At 71.4% G+C, this 19554-nt stretch carries 12 protein-coding genes; 3 read left to right on the top strand and 9 right to left on the bottom strand.

Going from position 1 to position 19554, the window contains the following annotated elements; genetic code table 11:
- Positions 1–98: 98 nt before the first annotated feature.
- Positions 99–659, bottom strand: coding sequence for a transcriptional regulator NrdR (nrdR, locus tag ACJ9NR_RS28805; RefSeq protein WP_412492058.1), 561 nt, complete (start codon positions 657–659; stop codon positions 99–101).
- 562 nt (positions 660–1221) lie between these two features.
- Here nrdR and lexA point away from each other — a divergent pair.
- Complete coding sequence (lexA, locus tag ACJ9NR_RS28800; protein ID WP_384265518.1) at positions 1222–2001, top strand: transcriptional repressor LexA; 780 nt, start codon at positions 1222–1224, stop codon at positions 1999–2001.
- 218 nt (positions 2002–2219) lie between these two features.
- On the opposite strand, the gene ACJ9NR_RS28795 is transcribed toward lexA, so the two are convergent.
- From ACJ9NR_RS28795 to ACJ9NR_RS28780, 4 genes are all read right to left on the bottom strand, one after another.
- Positions 2220–4220, bottom strand: coding sequence for an ATP-dependent DNA helicase (locus tag ACJ9NR_RS28795; protein ID WP_412492059.1), 2001 nt, complete (start codon positions 4218–4220; stop codon positions 2220–2222).
- 230 nt (positions 4221–4450) lie between these two features.
- Positions 4451–5281: a GNAT family N-acetyltransferase gene (locus ACJ9NR_RS28790; protein WP_412492060.1), complete on the bottom strand. Its 831-nt coding sequence runs from the start codon at positions 5279–5281 to the stop codon at positions 4451–4453.
- Positions 5282–5382: 101 nt separating this feature from the next.
- Positions 5383–7560: an IucA/IucC family protein gene (locus ACJ9NR_RS28785; RefSeq protein WP_412512741.1), complete on the bottom strand. Its 2178-nt coding sequence runs from the start codon at positions 7558–7560 to the stop codon at positions 5383–5385.
- A gap of 85 nt (positions 7561–7645) precedes the next feature.
- Positions 7646–9187 (bottom strand): aminotransferase class III-fold pyridoxal phosphate-dependent enzyme, encoded by a 1542-nt coding sequence (locus tag ACJ9NR_RS28780; RefSeq protein ID WP_412492394.1) that lies wholly within the window; start codon positions 9185–9187, stop codon positions 7646–7648.
- A gap of 462 nt (positions 9188–9649) precedes the next feature.
- Between ACJ9NR_RS28780 and ACJ9NR_RS28775 the strand changes: the two genes are divergently transcribed.
- Both ACJ9NR_RS28775 and ACJ9NR_RS28770 read left to right on the top strand, forming a co-directional pair.
- Entirely contained in the window at positions 9650–10888 is a 1239-nt protein-coding gene (locus ACJ9NR_RS28775) for a trypsin-like serine peptidase (protein ID WP_412492061.1), read from the top strand.
- A gap of 235 nt (positions 10889–11123) precedes the next feature.
- Complete coding sequence (locus ACJ9NR_RS28770) at positions 11124–12344, top strand: trypsin-like serine peptidase (protein ID WP_412492062.1); 1221 nt, start codon at positions 11124–11126, stop codon at positions 12342–12344.
- An 82-nt stretch (positions 12345–12426) separates the two neighbouring features.
- Here the strand turns inward: ACJ9NR_RS28770 and hflX are convergent, their stop codons facing one another.
- The 4 genes from hflX to dapF form a co-directional block, all read right to left on the bottom strand.
- The gene (gene hflX / locus ACJ9NR_RS28765) at positions 12427–13920 is read right to left on the bottom strand and encodes a GTPase HflX (protein ID WP_412492063.1); all 1494 of its coding nucleotides are present in this window, start codon (positions 13918–13920) and stop codon (positions 12427–12429) included.
- A gap of 124 nt (positions 13921–14044) precedes the next feature.
- A complete protein-coding gene (locus tag ACJ9NR_RS28760; protein WP_412492064.1) occupies positions 14045–15616 on the bottom strand; it encodes a M1 family metallopeptidase in 1572 nt (523 codons plus the stop codon).
- 607 nt (positions 15617–16223) lie between these two features.
- The gene (locus tag ACJ9NR_RS28755; RefSeq protein ID WP_412492065.1) at positions 16224–18332 is read right to left on the bottom strand and encodes a RelA/SpoT family protein; all 2109 of its coding nucleotides are present in this window, start codon (positions 18330–18332) and stop codon (positions 16224–16226) included.
- 298 nt (positions 18333–18630) lie between these two features.
- Positions 18631–19506: a diaminopimelate epimerase gene (dapF, locus tag ACJ9NR_RS28750; protein WP_412492066.1), complete on the bottom strand. Its 876-nt coding sequence runs from the start codon at positions 19504–19506 to the stop codon at positions 18631–18633.
- Positions 19507–19554: the final 48 nt, after the last annotated feature.

Below are 19554 nucleotides of genomic sequence, written 5' to 3'. Positions count from 1 at the left end.
GTCTGGTGTTGCGGGCAGCTCGCGCCGCCCTCCGCAACAGGTCTTCGGTCGCCGCCTGACGGCCGGTACCGGGGCTCCGCCCCGTTCCGGCCCGTCCGTCAGTCGGCGGCGTGGGCGGGCTCGGGGACCGCGACAGTCCCTCCGCGCCCGCCATCGTCTTTCTGGCTCCCCGCGACGGCGTTGTCGCGGTCGCCGTCGTCCGCGGCGGCGGGTCGCGTCCCCTCCCTGAGCTCCGCGATGGCCGCCTCGAAGTCCTCGAGCGAGTCGAACGCCCGGTAGACGGAGGCGAATCGCAGGTACGCGACGAGGTCGAGCTCCTGCAACGGGCCGAGTATGGCCAGCCCCACGTCGTGGGTGGTCAGCTCGGCGCTTCCGGTGGCGCGCACCGCCTCCTCGACCCGCTGGCCGAGCTGGGCGAGTGCGTCCTCGGTGACAGGCCGTCCCTGGCATGCCTTGCGCACGCCGTTGATGACCTTCGTACGGCTGAACGGCTCGGTGACCCCGGACCGCTTGACCACCATGAGCGAGCAGGTCTCCACGGTCGTGAAACGACGGGAGCAGTCCGGACACTGGCGGCGCCTGCGGATCGATGTGCCGTCGTCGGTCGTACGGCTGTCGACGACGCGGCTGTCGGGGTGCCTGCAGAAGGGGCAGTGCATGACGTCCAACCCTCCTCACAGCAGACTCAATAGCCTCGCCGGGCCTCACGAGCCCCTCGAAGCAGCCCCAAGCATAGGCGATCCCTCAGAGCCCGAAGACCCGGGGGAACACAACTTCTGGGCTACAGGTGGAATCCAACCACTAGATGTGGGGTTGGGCCAGACATGCACGCCACGCGCGCGTGTCGCACGCGACTGGGCATGTGCCCCGTGTCCGCGGCGGCACACCGGATCCGCGGGTGCACAGGCGTACCGTTCCGGCACATGCGGAGATACCGTGGGCGCCGCAGGGAGAGGGCGTGGGGCTCCCGCAGAGATGAGAGTCCACCTCCTGCCGGCGGAAAGCCGAATGGCAGACTGGGCAGGAACCCGCGAGGTCAGCACCTCGACGGTGAAGAGTACGACAATGGGCTCTTTTGCCCGCCAGGTGCGGCGTTAGCCATACACCCAGACACATGATCAAGTCAGGCTATCCACGGTTTTTCACTCGAACGTGTGTTTGGCGCAACCTTTCGAAACCAACTACCGTTGTCCAGCAGGGAGACCATCGAGAGGGGCCGACGTGACCACCACCGCAGACAGTGCCACCATCACTGCCCAGGACCGCTCCCAGGGCCGACTCGAGCCGGTGCATGCGATGAACGAAGCCGTGAACCCCGAGGGGCACAAGCGCTCCCTGCCGGGCCGACCGCCAGGCATCCGGGCGGACAGCTCCGGGCTCACCGACCGCCAGCGCCGGGTGATCGAGGTCATCAGGGACTCCGTGCAGCGGCGCGGCTACCCGCCGTCCATGCGGGAGATCGGCCAGGCGGTGGGGCTCTCCAGCACCTCCTCGGTCGCGCACCAGCTCATGGCACTGGAGCGGAAGGGTTTCCTGCGGCGCGACCCGCACCGGCCACGCGCCTACGAGGTCCGCGGCTCCGACCAGGGCACCTCGGTGCAGCCCACCGACACCGCCGGCAAGCCCGCCGCGTCGTACGTCCCGCTGGTCGGCCGTATCGCCGCCGGTGGCCCCATCCTCGCCGAGGAATCGGTCGAGGACGTCTTCCCTCTGCCCCGGCAGCTGGTCGGTGACGGCGAGCTGTTCGTGCTGAAGGTCGTCGGCGACTCCATGATCGAGGCCGCGATCTGCGACGGCGACTGGGTCACGGTCCGCCGCCAGCCCGTCGCCGAGAACGGCGACATCGTCGCGGCCATGCTGGACGGCGAAGCCACCGTCAAGCGCTTCAAGCGCGAGGACGGCCATGTCTGGCTCCTCCCGCACAACGCCGCGTACGAGCCGATCCCCGGCGACGACGCGACCATCCTGGGCAAGGTGGTGGCAGTGCTGCGCCGTGTATGACGGCTGCGGCGGGCAGTGCCTGCGGGCCGCCCCTCTGACCGGGCCCCGGAACCCCTGCGCCGGTTCCGGGGCCCTGCGCTGTCCGGAGCCCGCTGGCAGGTGAACGGCCCGGCTCCGTGACAGCTGGCTCGTGGCCCGGGGGTGGCGCGGCCCCGTGACGTCCGGCTCATGACCGGGCGGGGTGGCCCGACGCGGCGGAGCGTCGGGCCACGCCCCGTTCACTCCACCTCTGTCTGTGCCTCCGTCTCTGCCTCCGTCTTCTTCGCCGCCGCGTCGATCGCGGCCAGCGATCTGCGGGCCTGGTTACGGTCCGTCGTGTACCAGAAGTCCGGCAGTGACGCCTTCAGATAGCTGCCGTACCTGGCGGTGGCCAGACGCTGATCCAGTACGGCGACCACGCCGCGGTCCCCCGACGCCCGCACGAGGCGGCCGGCGCCCTGGGCCATGAGCAGCGCGGCGTGCGTGGCGGCGACCGCCATGAAGCCGTTGCCTCCCGCGTCCTCCACCGCCTTCTGGCGGGCACTCATCAGAGGGTCGTCCGGACGAGGGAACGGGATCTTGTCCATGACGACCAACTGGCAGCTGGCCCCGGGAACGTCGACGCCCTGCCAGAGGGAGAGCGTGCCGAAGAGACAGGTCTTCGGATCGGCGGCGAAGTTCTTGATCAGTTCGCCGAGGGTCTCCTCCCCCTGGAGGAGGATGGGGAACTCCGGAATGCGGGAGCGCAGTTCCTCGGCGGCGAGCTGCGCGCCCCGCATGGAGGAGAAGAGCCCGAGCGTGCGGCCACCGGCCGCCTGGATCAGTTCCGACAGCTCCTCCAGCATGTCCGTCCGATCGCCGTCACGCGCGGGGCGCGACAGATGCTTGGCGACGTAGAGGATGCCCTGCCTGGGGTAGTCGAAGGGCGAGCCCACGTCGATGCCCTTCCACTGCGGGAGGTCCTCACCCTCCGTGCCTTCCGGTGCGAGTCCGAGCGAGGCACCGACGCCGTTGAAATCCCCGCCGAGCTTCAGCGTCGCGGAGGTCAGCACGACGGAGCGGTCCGCGAAGAGCTTCTCCCTCAGCAGTCCCGACACGGACATGGGGGCGACGCGCAGGGAGGCGCCGAAGCGGTCATGGCGCTCGTACCAGACCACGTCCCACTCGGAGCCGTTGGTGATCCGCTCCGCCACGTCGTGCACCGTCTCCACGGAGGCGAGCGCCTGCTTGCGCACCGCGTCCTCGTCCTGGACGGACTTGTCGCGGGTCGCGCCGATCCCGGAGATCACCGTGCGGCAGGCGTCGCGCAGGGCCATGAGCGCGTACCCGAGGTCTTCCGGGATCTCCTCCAGCCGGCCCGGCAGGGCCAGCTCCATCAGCCGCTCGAAGCCCTCGGCGGCGGTCTGGAGCTGGTCGGCCGCCTTCTCGTTGACCAGCTTCGCCGCGCGCCGCACCGCGCGGTTGACCTGGCCGGGCGTGAGCTCGCCCGTGGCCACGCCTGTGACGCGCGAGACCAGTTCGTGCGCCTCGTCGACGATCAGTACCTCGTGCTGCGGAAGGACGGGCGCGCCTTCGATGGCGTCGATCGCGAGAAGGGCGTGGTTGGTGACGACGACGTCGGCGAGCTTGGCGCGCTCGCGGGCCATCTCGGCGAAGCACTCGGCACCGTACGCGCACTTCGTGGCGCCCAGGCACTCTCGGGAGGAGACCGACACCTGGGCCCAGGCCCGGTCGGACACTCCTGGCGTCAGATTGTCGCGGTCCCCGGTCTCGGTCTCGTCCGACCAGTCACGCAGCCGCAGCAGGTCCTGACCCAGCTTGCTGGTGGGCGCGGCCGCCTCGAACTGGTCGAAGAGCCCCTCCTCCTCGTCCTGGGGCACTCCCTCGTGCAGCCGGTGCAGGCAGAGGTAGTTCGACCTGCCCTTCAGCATCGCGAACTCCGGGCGGCGGCGCAGCAGGGGGTGCAGCGCATCGACAGTGCGCGGGAGGTCCCGCTCGACCAGTTGGCGCTGCAGGGCGAGGGTGGCTGTCGCCACGACGACACGCTCGCCGTGTGCGAGCGCGGGCACGAGATAGCCCAGCGACTTTCCGGTGCCGGTGCCGGCCTGGACCAGCAGATGCGAGCCGTCGTCGATCGCCTCCGCGACGGCTTCGGCCATGGTCACCTGGCCGGGGCGCTCCGTCCCGCCGACGGCAGTGACGGCAGCATGCAGGAGTTCGGGGAGTGAGGGCTTCGTCATAGCTCGACCACCCTACGGCCCGGCACTGACAGAGGGGCGATCAAGGCGGGGACGAGGGACGGGATCAAGACCGATTGCTCCTGGGTGGGAAGGCGGGGCGGACCGCTCGGGACGGTCGCCTGCCAGGACGTGAATGCGGTGGGACGGGCCCGTTGCCGAGAGGCGCGAAGGTGATGGGAACCGGATCGGCGTGGTCGGTGTACCAAGAGTGACGACGCCGCGGCACGGTGTCACAGCAGATTGCGCAGGGGCCGGTCCCGGATCATGAGTGCGGCCCGCTTGGCGGGCAGGTCGACCTCGGCGGCGAACCGGAAGCCGGCGCTCAGGAAGGCAGCGACGGAGGGAGTGTTACGGAGGTCGGGTTCCGCGATGACGCGTGCGCAGGCGGGACGTTTGTCGAGCACGAGGTCGGCCACTGACCTGAGGAGAGTGCTGCCGAGCTTGCGACCACGGTCGGCGACTTCACCGATGAGGAGGTGAATTCCGGTGTCATGAGGCTGGAGGGGGACGTACCGCGCCAAGGGGTCGAGGTCCGCCCGGTAGATCTCCCAGTAGCTCATCGGCGTGCCCTCCAGCACCCCGAGGCACGGAACGCTGCGTCCGTCCCCGGACAGCTGGGCCCGCAGGTGGTTCTCGGTCACCGCCCGAGGGCCACTCAGCTCCCAGAACTCCGCGACGACCGGGTCGTTCATCCAGCGGGTGACGAGCGGCAGGTCCCGCTCGACCTGCACGGGGACGAGCTGGAACACGCCCACGGGGGTGACGGTCGGCCTCCATTCGGCCACATGGCCGAGGAGGTCGTCGTCGACGGCGGTGATGAAGGCGGGCGCCGTCACGGGCGTGCGGCCGCGCGCCCCACCGGTGCCGGCTTCCGCCGCGAAGAGCGCGATCAGCTCGTCCGGCAGACGCAGATCCAGTGTGTCCTCGCTGTCCGTGTCCTCGCTGTCCGTGTCCTCGCTGTCCGAACTCGCGGTGGCACTGCTGTCGGCCGTACCGGGGCTCGTATCAGCGCCGGTGTCGGTGGCGTCGGCTGCATGGGCGGTGGCGTCGGTGGGAGGCACGGCGACGCTCCTCTCAGAAGTCGGGGTGGGGCATGTTCCTCAGAGCGGAAGGGAGTCGGTGGTGGTCGGCTGGAGTCGGCGACGGCGGCGGAGGGCCGCCGTCAGCAGTGGAGGGGATTGGCGATGGTGACGTAGACGGACTGTGTGTCGACCGGGCCGACGAGTTCGTCCATGCCGTGGAGTCTGGTCAGCAGATTGGCCTTGCACCGCAGCACGGGTGAGTCGAGCAGGTGGACCGGGAGCGAGGTGCGCAGCCGGGCAGGGCCAGAGGCGACGTCACCGAGGAAACGGCGGAAGGCGGCGAGCAGCAGCCGTTCGTCGGCGAGGTGTTGAGAGCCGAAGGCACCGATGAGGCCGAGAACGTTGTTGATGGCGAGGTAGTAGACGAAGCGCTCGTCGGTGACCTCGCCGGAGACGAAGGTGTCGCTGTGCTCTCCGATACCCGGCAGCCGGGCGTCGAGTTCCGCACGCCGCGACTCTCGGAAGTAGTAGCCCTGGTTGTCCCGGTAGCGGCCGCCCGTCGGCCATCCGTCGGGGTCCAGCAGGAGCAGGGTGTTCTGCTGGTGGGCCTCCAGGGCGATCCCCGCTTCCGCGTCCAGCCACAGCAGGGGGCGGACGACCTGCTCGAGGTAGCGCAGAAACCACTCCGCGGCGACGGCTCCACAAGGCCGGCCCGTGCGGCTGGCGAGACGGGTGATGACCGTGGCCAGGCGGGATCGCAGGACCGGCGGTTCCGCCTCCGGGCACGGCGCCGGCCCGGGGCGGGTCGGCGAGCCTGCTCGGCTGCCCGGTTCGGTCTGCGGGCGGGGCGTGACGAGCCCGGCGACGCAGGAGACGTCGTCGAAGGAGCTGAAGGGGTTGTGCCGGATCACCACGTCGAGGCCGGGCACGGGAGTTCCGTCGGGTGCGTCGACCGCGAGCCAGGCCGGGTCCCGGACGATGTCGAACCCCGGATGCGCGGCCTGCCACTGCCCGAAGAGACCGCTGCGCAGCAGGCGGTGGACCTCGACGCCGCGGTGCAGCTCCTTGCGGAGGTTCTCGCGGCGGGAGTTGGTGATCCGCAGGCCCAGCGACAGTTTGAGCATGGCGGGAGCGCCGGTCCGGTGGACGGTGCGCACGGAGGAGGTGGGATGCCACGGGGAGCCGAACGATCCGAGGTCACACAGCAGGCCGGCGTCGAACAACGCCGCGATCTCCGCCCGTTGCCGCGCCTCACGGAGCTGCCAGGGGTGCATGGGGAGCGCCGCGTAGCCGTCCGGCAGAGGAAGTTCCGTCCCAGCTAGCCGGCCGGTGAGCCCGGGTGCCGGTACGACACGGCCGCGCTCGGTCCAGGCGGAATCGGTGGCGAGAAGGGAGGGCGCGACGGCCAACCAGTGGAGGGGGAAGGAGCCGCGCAACTCCGGCGAGTAAAGGGCTGCTTCGACCTCGGAGAGGCCCTCACGGCTCTTCGCCGTCGGGTGCAGCGGGTGTCCGAGCAGTAGTGCCTGCTCGGCGGAGAGGAAGAGGTCGGGCCCGTCGGCCGGGTGTGCGCGGCGCTCGCGGATGAAGACGGCGGTACGACGAAGGGAGTCGGCGACACGGGCGACCAGGTCGGGAGCGGTCGCGGCGTCGATGCCGGCCGACTCGCGGGCGAGCAGTGCGGCGATGGTGACCGCGTCGGCCGGCGGGGACGGTTCGGCGGTGCCGGCGAAGGACGGGCGGCCGAAGCGGTGCCATCCCGTGGGGGACCAGTGGAGAACCGGGACCAGCAGTGTTGCGCCGCTGGCGGGGAGGGGGATGCGGAGCGTGTCGTCGGCGGGGGCCGGGAGGTCGTTTTCTCGCGCCCAGCAGCGCAGCAGGTTCTCGGCGGTCGCGGCGTCGGCCGCAGTCGTTGGGTCGGGGTGCTCCAGAGGGTCGGAAGCGGTGGGTCGGGAACGGTCGGTGACCGAAGGCTTTCGCTGTTCGTGGATCCGGTCCTGTTCGTGGACCCGGTCCTGTCCGAGGATCCGGTCCTGTCCGGGCACCCGGTCCCGGTGCGGGATGCGGTCCTGTCCGGGCACCCGGTCCCGCTGCGGGATCCGCTCCTGTCCGGGCACCCGGTCCCGCTGCGGGATCCGCTCCTGTCCGGGCACCCGGTCCCGCTGCGGGATGCGCTCCTGTCCGGGAGCCCCGGCATGCTCCGGTGGACCGGGGAGCAGTTCGTGCGGCCTCCCGTTCGGAGAGCGTTCCGTGGAGGAGTCGGCTTCCCGACGGTGGGCGCCGGGGGCAGGTGTGGGGGTGGTGTTCACAGCGGTCCTCATGGGTGGTTCCGGGTCATGGGCGGTGGCGAGCCTGGGGCAGCGCACGGACGACGACGCGAGCTGGGGGTGCGACCGGGCGCATACCTCAACCGCCGCGCAGCGCCGCCGTCTCGGTGCGCTCGCCCGGCCGCCGGTGCCGGCAGCGGGCTTCCTGTGGTCGGTGGGATCCAGCGGGGCTGCCGCTGTGGGCGCGGGCCACCGTCCGGATGGCGTCCGCCAGGCGGTCGAGTACCGCGGTCGCCTGTTCGTCGCTGATCGTCAGCGGTGGGAGCAGCCGTACGACACTCATGTGCGGCCCGCCGAGATCCACGAGCAGGCCACGGCGCAGGCACTCCCGCCGGACGGCGGCCGCGATACCGGGAGCGGGCGGCGGAGGTGAACCGGCAGCGGTCCGGCGACGGAGGCCGTCAGCGGTCGTATGCGCGGCCGGACGCGGTCCGCCGTAGGCTGCGGCGTCCGTTCCGGCCTCAGAACTCTCCATGGGCTGCATGGGTTGCATGGGCTGCATGGACATCCCGGGCTCCACGAACTCCACACCGATCATCAGTCCCCGCCCGCGTACGTCTCCCACGAGGACGAACTCCTCTTGCAGCGCGCGGAGTTGGTCGAGCATGCGGGTGCCCAGGGTGGCGGCTCGGGCGGCGAGACCATTCTCGCGGACGTAGGTCAGCGTGGCCGTACCCGCTGCCATGGCGAGTTGGTTGCCGCGGAAGGTGTGCGCGGGGGCGTCGGACGGCCGGACGTCGAGGTCGTCGCGGTGGACCAGCACGGCAAGGGGGAGGCTGCCGCCGATGGCTCTGGAGAGCACCATGAGGTCGGGGACGACGCCGCTGTGCTCCACCGCCCAGAAGGCGCCGGTGCGTCCGACACCCGTCTGCACCTCGTCGGCGATCAGCGGAACGGCACGGGCGGTGGTGGCCTCCCGCATCCGCCGCATCCAGGCATCCGGTGCGGGGATGGCGCCGTTCTCGCCCTGGACCGCCTCGAGAATCATCCCGGCCGGCGGTGGCCCGCCCAACCCGTGCGCGTCGAGGGCGGACTCGGCCCGGCGGGCGGCGAGTTCGGCGCCGCGGGGGCCGCCGACGCCGAAGGGGCAGCGGTAGTCCTGCGGATAGGGCAGCCCGGCCACGTGCGTGTCGCCGGCCTCACCGGACAGCGCCGCGGCTTCGTCGCTCATGCCGTGGCGGGCGCCGGAGAAGGCCAGTACGGCGGCGCGGCCGGTCGCGGCCCGTACGAGCCTGAACGCGGCCTCCACCGCGTCGTTCTCCCCCGGCCCGCAGAATCGCACGCGCGCGTGATCGGCCAGTCCGGGCGGCAGGGTGCGGAGCAACTCGGCGACGAAGGCATCCTGGATGGGCGTCGCGAGGTCGAGGGCGTGCAGCGGTGCTCCCGAGTCCAGGACCCCGCGGATCGCCTCCAGTACGACGGGGTGGTTGTGGCCGAGGGCGAGCGCTCCGGCGCCGGAGAGGCAGTCGAGGTAACGGCGGCCGTCGGCGCCTTCGATGGTCATACCCCGAGCGCGTACAGGCACGATCGGCAGGGCGCGGGCATAGGTGCGCGCCGCGGTTTCGCGCGCCGGCTGACGCCGCAGTACGGCCTCGTGCGCGGCCCGGACCGGCACGGACATCCCGCCGCCGGGCCCGCCCCTGGCGACCACTCCGACCACTCCTGCCACACGGGCCCCGCGGGACCCCTCCGACGAACTCCCCTCACACGCAGGCTCGGCCACGGTTCCCAGTCCTCCCGCCCACACAGGCACAGGGGACCGCCCACGGACAGCAGACCCCCCACCGCTACCAACCCCCCGTGGCCGACCGGGTTACGGGCCATTTCGAGGTCATTGGCGCACACCGCGCGCTCGCGACCCTCACCTCACTCCTCAACGCCTGCCGCGCGCCCCTGTTTCCCACCCCGCTGTCTCCCACCGAAATACCTGATCAGGCAGTCCGTAGCGAAACCGTTGCCGTTCCGTCGGCGCCCACCCACAGCGAACGCATAGTGTGTGGTGCCGTTGTCAGACAGCCGCGCCGGCCGGACACGCCGGATGGCCGGACACGCCCAGTTCGTTCATTCCAGGGGGAGTTCAGAAATGCGATCCATACGGCCGTCGTCCCACGTCCGGCGAGACAGGAGTACGCGCCGCAGGAGCTTCCCCGTTCTCGCCGCCGTGGCCCTCACGTCGGCGGTGGCGCTCACCGCCACCGCCTGCAACTCGGGCGGTGACAAGGCCGGCGGTCAGGCGGCCGCGTCCGCGTCCGCCGCCGACACGTCGGGCGCCGGCGACGGCAAGATCAAGATTCCGGACGACATCAGGAACAAGCTGAAAGAGCACGGGATCGACATCGACAAGTGGAAGAACGGGGCCTGGAAGAACTGGGACAAGGAAGACTGGCTGCGCGAGGCCGACGACTTCATCAACCCGATCATCAAGGGTCTGTGGAACCCGGACCGGATGCGGCGGGCCAACGACCCGGACAAGAGCGTCGACAACAACGACCTCTCCGGTGACCAGGGAGTGACCGACCCCACGCCGGCGCCGGTGGCCGCGAAGGCGGTCGCGCCCACGTACCACGCCAACGCGGCGACGGCCGGCAAGGTGTTCTTCGACTCCCCCGAGGGCACGATGGTCTGCTCGGCGACGGTCGTGGAGGACCCGGCCCATCCCGGCAAGTCGAACCTTGTCTGGACGGCGGGCCACTGCGTGCACGCGGGCAAGAAGGGCGGCTGGTACCGCAACATCGCGTTCGTGCCGTCGTACAACGACTCGGGCAAGGGCGCGGCCCAGCTGCAGAACGCCAGCAGGAAGGAGGTCGCTCCCTACGGCGTCTACTGGGCCGACTGGGCGCAGACCTCGCAGCAGTGGATCGAGCAGGGCGGCGAGACGGGCGGTGACGGCGCGCCGTACGACTACGCCGTCATCCATGTGACGCCGGAGAAGGGCGGCAACGGCAAGTCGCTGGAGGAGACGGTGGGTTCGGCGCTTCCTGTGGACTTCAACGCGCCGGCGGTGCCGAAGGTTCCCGGCATCACCGCGACCGGTTACCCGGCCGCCGCGCCGTACGACGGCCAGAAGCTCTACCGGTGCACGGACAAGCCGGGCCGGCTGTCGATCAGCGCCTCGGCCCCGACGATGTACCGCATCGGCTGCACCATGACCGGCGGTTCGTCCGGCGGCGGCTGGGTCGCGACCGGCTCGGACGGCAGGCCGGCGCTGGTGTCCAACACCTCGATCGGCCCGGTGACCTCGGGCTGGTTGGCCGGGCCGCGACTGGGCGACGTGGCCAAGGGTGTGTACGACTCCGTGAGCAAGAAGTTCGCCGGGCAGTGACCGGCCGGCAGGCGCGGGCGGGGTCGGGACCCTCACGGAAACCTTCACCGTCCCGTCCCCGTTCGCCCGCGACTCCACGGGCATAGTGGGGTGTCGCTTTCCAGGGACAGGCTCCGCGCAGGGCTGGCGAGCACGCGACAGGACTGGCGAGCACGTGACAGGTCTGGCGCGCACACGACAGGACTGACGGGCACGCGACATACATACATACATTCCGACGGGGGTTTTCCGCACCATGCGTTCCATTCGTACGCCCGCGACGCCACCGCGCGGCCCGCGGAGCCATCGCACCGCTCTCGCCGCCGCCGGTCTTGTCGCCGCGCTCGCGCTGACCGCGACCGCGTGCAACGGCTCGGGCGGCAGCGCGAGCGACAGGCCCGACGCCACCGCCACCGTCACCGCCTCGGCGAACAGCGGCAATGGCAAGCTCAGGGTTCCGTCCGGCATCGCCAGCAAGCTGAAGGACCACGGCATCGACATCGACCAGTGGGCCAAGGGCGGCTGGAAGAACTGGGACAAGGACAAGTGGCTCAGCGCGGCCAAGGACTTCGCCAACCCGGTGATCGAGGGTCTGTGGAAGCCGGAGCGGATGCGGTCCGCGAAGGAGGCCGACAAGACGCTCTCGACCAAGGACGCCTCCGCCGACCAGGGCATCAGCGACCCTGAGCCCGCGCCCGTCCAGGCCGTCGCCGAGCGGACGCCGTACCACCGGCACGCGGCCCCGGTCGGCAAGGTCTTCTTCGACAGCCCCGAGGGCTCGATGGTCTGCTCGGGCACGGTGATCAAGGACGTCAACCACCCGGGCAGGTCGAACCTGGTGTGGACGGCCGGCCACTGCGTGCACGCCGGCGCCCACGGCGGCTGGTACCGCAACATCGCCTTCGTGCCCGCGTACAACGACCTCGGCAAGTCGGAGTCGCAGCTGCGCAGCGCCGACGCCTCCCAGGTCGCCCCGTACGGCCAGTGGTGGGCGGACTGGGCCTCGACCTCCCACCAGTGGATCCAGGGCGGCTCGGAGACGGGCGGCGCGGGTGCTCCGTACGACTACGCCGTGCTGCACGTGAAGCCGGAGCGGGGCTCCAAGTCGCTGGAGGAGACGGTCGGCGCGGCCCTCGACGTCGACTTCTCCGGACCGGCGCCGCAGACGGTGTCGCGCGTGGGAGCCTGGGGCTACCCGGCGGCTCCACCGTTCAACGGCCTGAAGATGTTCCGGTGCGTCGACCGGCCCGGCCGGCTCTCGCTGAGCCCCTCGCTGCCGACGATGTACCGCATCGGCTGCACCATGACCGGCGGTTCGTCCGGCGGCGGCTGGTTCCGCGTGGTGAACGGCAGGACCGAGCTGGTGTCCAACACCTCGATCGGTCCCACCGGCAACACCTGGCTCGCGGGCCCGCGGCTCGGCAAGGACGCCCAGGCGCTCTACGAGAACATGAGCGAGACCTACGGCGGTCGGTGACGCCGAACGCGGAAGGCCCGCCTCCTGTCGCAGGGGGCGGGCCTTCGCGCTGTGGCTCAGACGGCCGGAACGGGCAGTACTGTCAGACGGCCGGAACGGGCACGTACTGCTGGAGCTCCGCGGCCAGTTCCTCGTGCACGCGCACCTTGAGCAGGGTGCCCTCCGCGGTGTGCTCCTCGGAGATCACCTCGCCCTCGTCGTGGGCGCGGGCCACCAGCTTGCCGTGGGTGTACGGCACCAGGGCCTCGATCTCGACCGACGGCCTGGGCAGCTCGTTGTCGATCATCGCGCGCAGCTCGGCGATGCCCCGGCCGGTGCGGGCCGAGACGGCGATGGAGCGCTTCTCGATCCGCAGCAGCCGCTGAAGGGTCAGCGGGTCGGCCGCGTCCGCCTTGTTGATCACGACGATCTCGGGTACGCCGGTGGCGCCGACATCCCTGACCACCTCGCGCACGGCGGCCAGCTGCTCCTCCGGGTCCGGGTGCGAACCGTCCACCACGTGCAGGATCAGGTCGGACTCGCCGACCTCCTCCATGGTGGAGCGGAACGCCTCGACCAGGTGGTGCGGCAGGTGCCGGACGAAGCCGACCGTGTCCGCCAGCGTGTACAGGCGGCCGCCGGGCGTCTCCGCGCGGCGGACGGTCGGGTCCAGGGTCGCGAACAGCGCGTTCTCGACCAGGACGCCCGCGCCGGTGAGGCGGTTGAGCAGCGAGGACTTGCCGGCGTTGGTGTAGCCCGCGATGGCGACCGACGGCACCTTGTGGCGCTTGCGCTCCTGGCGCTTGATCTCGCGACCGGTCTTCATCTCCGCGATCTCCCGGCGCATCTTCGCCATCTTCTCGCGGATCCGCCGCCGGTCCGTCTCGATCTTGGTCTCACCGGGACCACGGGTGGCGAGGCCGCCGCCCTTGCCGCCGCCCATCTGACGGGACAGCGACTGACCCCAGCCCCGCAGCCTCGGCAGCATGTACTGCATCTGCGCGAGCGCGACCTGTGCCTTGCCCTCACGGGACTTGGCGTGCTGGGCGAAGATGTCGAGGATCAGCGCCGTACGGTCGATGACCTTGACCTTGACGACGTCCTCGAGGTGGATGAGCTGGCCCGGACTGAGTTCACCATCGCAGATGACGGTGTCCGCGCCCGACTCCAGGACGATGTCGCGCAGCTCCTCGGCCTTGCCGGAACCGATGTACGTGGCGGCGTCCGGCTTGTCACGGCGCTGGATGACGCCGTCGAGCACGAGCGCGCCCGCGGTCTCCGCGAGGGCGGCGAGCTCCGCGAGCGAGTTCTCCGCGTCCCGCACCGTCCCCGAGGTCCACACGCCGACGAGCACGACGCGCTCAAGGCGGAGCTGCCGGTACTCGACCTCGGTGACGTCCTCGAGCTCGGTGGACAGACCCACCACGCGGCGCAGGGCCGCCCGCTCGGAGCGGTCGAACTGTTCGCCGTCCCGCTCTCCGTCGATCTCGTGGCTCCAGGCGACGTCCTCTTCCATCAGGGCATCGGCCCGAAGACCTTCGGCGTAGGTGTGCGCGAGGCGCTCAGTGTCCTGGGAAGGGGATGAAGAGGAGGTCATTGGATCCTTACGTCGATTGGCTCTGCGTCACTACTCACAACGCGGGAGTACCCCGGGAGATTCCCGGGACCCCTCGTCGCGGACTCGAAGATGGTCGCACGGTACGGCCCGTCTCGTCATCGCCTTATTGCGCGGCCTTGCCGGGCCGCCCCGCGCCGGACTTCGCGTCGGGCGCGTCCGACTTCCAGTCCGGGTGGCCGGGCATCGGCGGGGTCTTCTCGCCGTAGAGCCACGCCTTGAAGAAGCCGCTCAGGTCGCGTCCGGAGATCCGGGAGGCGAGGTGCTCGTAGTCGGCGGTCGTGGCGGTGCCGTCGCGGTGCAGGCTCACCCAGTTCCGTTCCAGCCGTTCGAAGGCGGGGCGGCCGATCTTCTGGCGCAGGGCGTAGAGGGCCAGCGCGGCGCCGTCGTAGACGTTCGGCCGGAAGATGCTGATCTTCTGGCCGGGCTCGGGGCCCTTGGGCGCGGCCGGCGGGCCTCCGGCAGCGCGCCAGCCGTCGGAGGCGGCGTAGGCGGCCTTCATGCGCTTCTCCATGGGCTTGCCGGCCTTCTCCTCCGCGTACAGGGCCTCGTACCACGTGGCGTGCCCCTCGTTGAGCCACAGGTCGGACCAGGAAGCGGGGCTGACGCTGTCGCCGAACCACTGGTGGGACAGCTCGTGCACCATGATCGACTCGACGTACCAGTCGGGGTAGGTGTTCCCGGCGAAGAGGTCCTTCTCGAAGAGGGAGAGCGTCTGGGTCTCGAGCTCGAAGCCGGTGGAGGCGTCCGCCATGAGGATGCCGTACGTCTCGAAGGGGTAGCGGCCGACCTTGCTCTCCATCCAGGCGATCTGGCCGGGCGTCTTGGCGAGCCACGGTTCGAGTTCCTTGCGGTCCTCGGTGCGCACCACGTCGCGTACGGGCAGGCCGTGCGGTCCGGTGCGGTGCAGCACGCTGGAGCGGCCGATGGACACCTGGGCGAGCTCGGTGGCCATGGGGTGCCGGGTGCGATACGTCCAGGTGGTGGCCTTGCCGGCCCGCTCACGGTCGGCCGGCAGGCCGTTGGCCACGGCCGTGTAGCCGTTGGGGGCGGTGATCCGGAAGGTGAACAGTGCCTTGTCGGAGGGGTGGTCGTTGCACGGGAACACCAGGTGCGCCGCGTCGGCCTGGTTGGCCATGGCGAGCCCGTCCGAGGTCTGCACCCAGCCGCCGTCCTGGCCCTTGGCGGGCACCGGGTCGCTGGTGTGCCGCACGGTGATCCGCGTCCAGCTGCCCGCGGGCAGCGGCTTGTCCGGCGTGACGACGAGGTCCTCGCCCGCGCCGGTGAAGGCGGCCGGCTCGCCGTCGACCCGGACCGACTCGACCGTGCCGTGGGCGAAGTCGAGGTTGAAGTGGTCCAGGGCGGAGGTCGTCCTGGCGTTGATCGTGGTGACCGCCTGGAGCGGCTTGCTGTTGCTGCCGGAATAGGTGAACGAGAGGTCGTACGACTGCACGTCGTAACCGGGGTTGCCGAGGTACGGGAAGAGGCGGTCGCCGATGCCGGCGGGGGTGGCGGGCGTGCCGGCGGCGAGGAGGCAGACGGAGACGGCGGAGGCGAGCAGCGCGGTCGCCCTCAGACGGCGACGGCCGCGGAGCCGGCGGCGCACGCGGGAGGTGGCGTCGGGCCGGCGGCCCTGAGGGGTGGTGTGCGGAGCCTGGGAGTGAGGGGTGAGCAGCATGGATCACCGCTATCAGCGTGCGCGCCCCGAACGGCGACGACGCGCGTCCGGCCCACCCGAACGGGTAGGTCCGGCAACGGCGTGCGGCTCTGCTGACGGCGAGCGACTCGGGCGCCGTTGAGCGGCGCGGGCGCCGTCGAACGGCGCGGCTGCGGCGACGCGGGCGTCAGGCCGGCGGCTCGGGCACCAGGCCGGCGGCTCGGGCACCAGGCCGACGGCTCGGGCACCAGGCCGACGGCTCGGGCACCAGGCCGACGGCTCGGGCACCAGGCCGACGGCTCGGGCGCCGTCGAACGCCGCGACTCCGGCGACGCAAGGCGCGCCGCTCAGGGGACACGGGACTCCGGAGACGCGGGACTGTCGAGACTCCGGAGACGCCGGACTCTGAGGACTCCGGGGACGCGGGACTCTGAGGACTCCGGTCAGCGCGGAATGCGGAAGTCCGGCAGCGGGGAACGCGGAACTCCGGCGGCGCGGCACACGGAACTCCGGCAGCGCGGCACACGGAACTCCGGCAGCGGGGACTCCGGCGGCGCGGACACGGGACTCCGGTGACGCGGGGCGCGTCGTAGCACTCCCGGCCGCCGCGCGCGCTACGGCCGCCCGCTCACGCCCTGGGCGTCCGCGCCCGGTTCACGTCGTACACACCCGCCACGTCCCGCATGGCCCGCATCAGCGCGGGCAGGTGCGCGGCGTCCGGGAGCTGGACGGTGTAGGTGTGCCGGACGCGCTGCTGGGTCGGGGGCTCGACCGTCGCGGAGACGATCTCGGCGCCCTCGAGGGCCATGGCCTCGGTCAGGTCGGCCAGCAGGTGGGGGCGGACGAACGATTCGGCGAGCAGCGTGACCCGGCACTCGGTGGTGTCTCCCCAGCGCACGCCGACCTCCGCGCGCCCCGCGCTCTTCATCCGCTCCACTGCGGCACACCCGACGCGGTGGACGGTGACCACCCCGCCGCGCACGGCGAAGCCGGTCACCTCGTCGGGCGGCACCGGCGTACAGCACCCGGCCAGGCGGACCGTCGCACCCTGCTGGTCGACGACGATGTCGGCCGTGGTGGGGCGGGGGGCCGAGCCCTCGGCGGTGGGCCGGAGCGCGGCCACGGGCGGCACCTGCCGTTCCTGCTGGGCGTCGTCCTCGGCCGGATGGGCCGTGAGCCACCGCTGGATGGCGATGCGGGCGGTGGGTGTCCGAGCGTGCTCCAGCCACTCCCTGGACGGCTCGGAGGCCGGGTCCTGGCCCATGAGGAGCTGGACCGTGTCGCCGTCGCGCAGCACCGTGCTCAGGGTCGCCAGGCGGCCGTTGACGCGGGCGCCGATGCACGCGTGCGCGTCCTCGCCGTACTGGGCGTACGCGGCGTCGACGCAGCTGGCGCCCTCGGGCAGCCCGAGCGTGCCGCCGTCGGGCCGGAAGACGGTGATCTCGCGGTCCTGGGCCAGGTCCTCGCGCAGCGTGGACCAGAACGTGTCGGGGTCGGGCGCGCCCTCCTGCCAGTCGAGGAGGCGGGAGAGCCAGCCGGGGCGGGTGGGGTCGACGCGTTCGCCGTCGGCGGGGTCGTCGGGTTCGGGCGCGTACGGGTTGCCGAGCGCGATGACACCGGCCTCCGCCACCTTGTGCATCTGGTGGGTGCGGATGAGGACCTCGGCGACCTGCCCGTCGGGGTGGGCGACCGCCGTGTGCAGCGACTGGTACAGGTTGAACTTGGGGACGGCGATGAAGTCCTTGAACTCCGAGACCACGGGCGTCATGCATGTGTGCAGTTCGCCGAGGACTCCGTAGCAGTCCGCGTCCTCGTTCACCAGCACCAGCAGACGGCCGAAGTCGGAGCCGCGCAGCCGGCCGCGTTTGCGGGCGACCCGGTGGACGGAGACGAAGTGCCGGGGCCGGATGAGGACCTCGGCCGCGATGTCGGCCTCGCGCAGGTGGCCGCGCACCTCGTCGGCGATCTCGGCGAGCGGATCGTCGGCGCGGGAGGCGTTGTCGACGATCAGCTCCCGCGTGTGCTCGTACTCTTCCGGATGCAGGATCGCGAAGACGAGGTCTTCCAGTTCGGTCTTGAGCGCCTGGACGCCGAGCCGTTCGGCGAGCGGGATGAGGACGTCCCGGGTGACCTTGGCGATGCGCGCCTGCTTCTCGGGGCGCATGACGCCGAGGGTGCGCATGTTGTGCAGCCGGTCGGCGAGTTTGATCGACATCACGCGGACGTCGTTGCCGGTGGCGACGAGCATCTTGCGGAAGGTCTCGGGCTCGGCGGCGGCGCCGTAGTCGACCTTCTCCAGCTTCGTCACGCCGTCGACGAGATAGCGGACGTCCGCGCCGAACTCCTCGCCCACCTGATCGAGGGTCACGTCCGTGTCCTCGACCGTGTCGTGGAGCAGAGAGGCCGTCAGAGTCGTGGTCTCCGCGCCGAGTTCGGCGAGGATCAGGGTCACCGCGAGGGGGTGGGTGATGTACGGCTCACCGCTCTTGCGCATCTGGCCGCGGTGCGAGGACTCGGCCAGCACGTAGGCGCGGCGCAGGGGTTCGAGATCGGCCCCGGGGTGGTGGGCGCGGTGGGCGTCGACGACATGGCTGATGGCGCTGGGCAGCCGGTCACGTGCGGTGGGGCCGAGCAGCGCGGCACGGCCGAGGCGGCGCAGGTCGATGCGCGCCCGCCAGCGCGCCGAGGAGCCTGCTGCCGGACCTGGGGTCGCGGGGTTCGTCGCCTCCGCACTCATGGGCACCTCCGGCTGCGTGGACCGGCGGACGGGGTGCCCCAGGACGGACACGGCTCAGGGGATGGCAACGGTCCCCCGCCCGGGCCGGTGCTTGATGCTACCGAGCCCATCACGTGCGACCGACCGCCTCTCGCCGAGCGTGAAACGGATCACCCCTTCGAGCGAAGGGGTGGAGGTTTACGGTTTCGCGCCATGTGACAGGCATCCGGCCATGGTTTCGAACACCCAGTAGCCGCAACGGTAGTTGACACATGCACCACCTGGCACACACACCTGCGATCTCAAGCCGCGTCGACGTTCAGCGGACGAACGTTTCCAGCCAGTCGGCATCGATCTCGCCTTCGGCGACGATCACCGCTGGACCGGTCATCTCGATCTCGCCGTCGGGCCGCTCGGTGATCACCAGGGTGCCGCCGGGCACGTCGACGGTGTACGTGACCGGGCTCCCGGTGACGGCCGGGTCGGCGCCGTCCCGCCGTGCGGCGGCCACTGCGACGGCGCACGCGCCCGTGCCGCAGGAGCGGGTCTCGCCGGAGCCGCGCTCGTGCACGCGCAGGGCGACGTGCCGGGGGCCGCGGTCGGCCACGAACTCCACGTTCACCCCGTCCGGGTAGGCGGAGGCCGGGCTGAACGGTGGCGGCGCGTACAGGTTGCCGGCGTGCGCGAGGTCCTCGACGAACGCGACCGCGTGCGGGTTGCCCATGTTCACGTTCCGCGCCGGCCAGCTGCGCTCGCCGACACTGACCGTGACGTCCCCCTCGGGCAGCCGCGCCCTGCCCATGCCGACGGTGATGTCACCGTCCTTGGCGATGTGCACGCTCTTCACGCCCGCGCGCGTGGCGACCAGGACGTCCCCCTCGTCCGCGTACCCGGCGCGCTGGAGGTGGCGGGCGAACACGCGCACGCCGTTGCCGCACATCTCCGCGACCGAGCCGTCGCCGTTGCGGTAGTCCATGAACCACTCGGCCTCGGCCGCCATGCCCCGTGCCTCGGGGTGCGCGGCCGACCGCACCACGTGCAGCAGGCCGTCACCGCCGATGCCCGCGCGGCGGTCGCACAGGGCCGCGACGGCGGCCGGGGGCAGGTCGACGGCGTTCTCGGGGTCCGGGACGATCACGAAGTCGTTCTCCGTGCCGTGACCCTTGAGGAAGGCGATCCGCGTGCGCGTGCTCATGCCTCGATCGTACGGGGTGGCTGCGACAGCCCGGCGCGCGTGGCCGTC

The sequence above is a fragment of the Streptomyces sediminimaris genome (assembly GCF_047049295.1).
Taxonomy (GTDB): domain Bacteria; phylum Actinomycetota; class Actinomycetes; order Streptomycetales; family Streptomycetaceae; genus Streptomyces; species Streptomyces sediminimaris.
The sequence above is the reverse complement of the archived record's forward strand: the minus strand, read 5'-3'. Positions and strand labels throughout refer to the sequence as shown.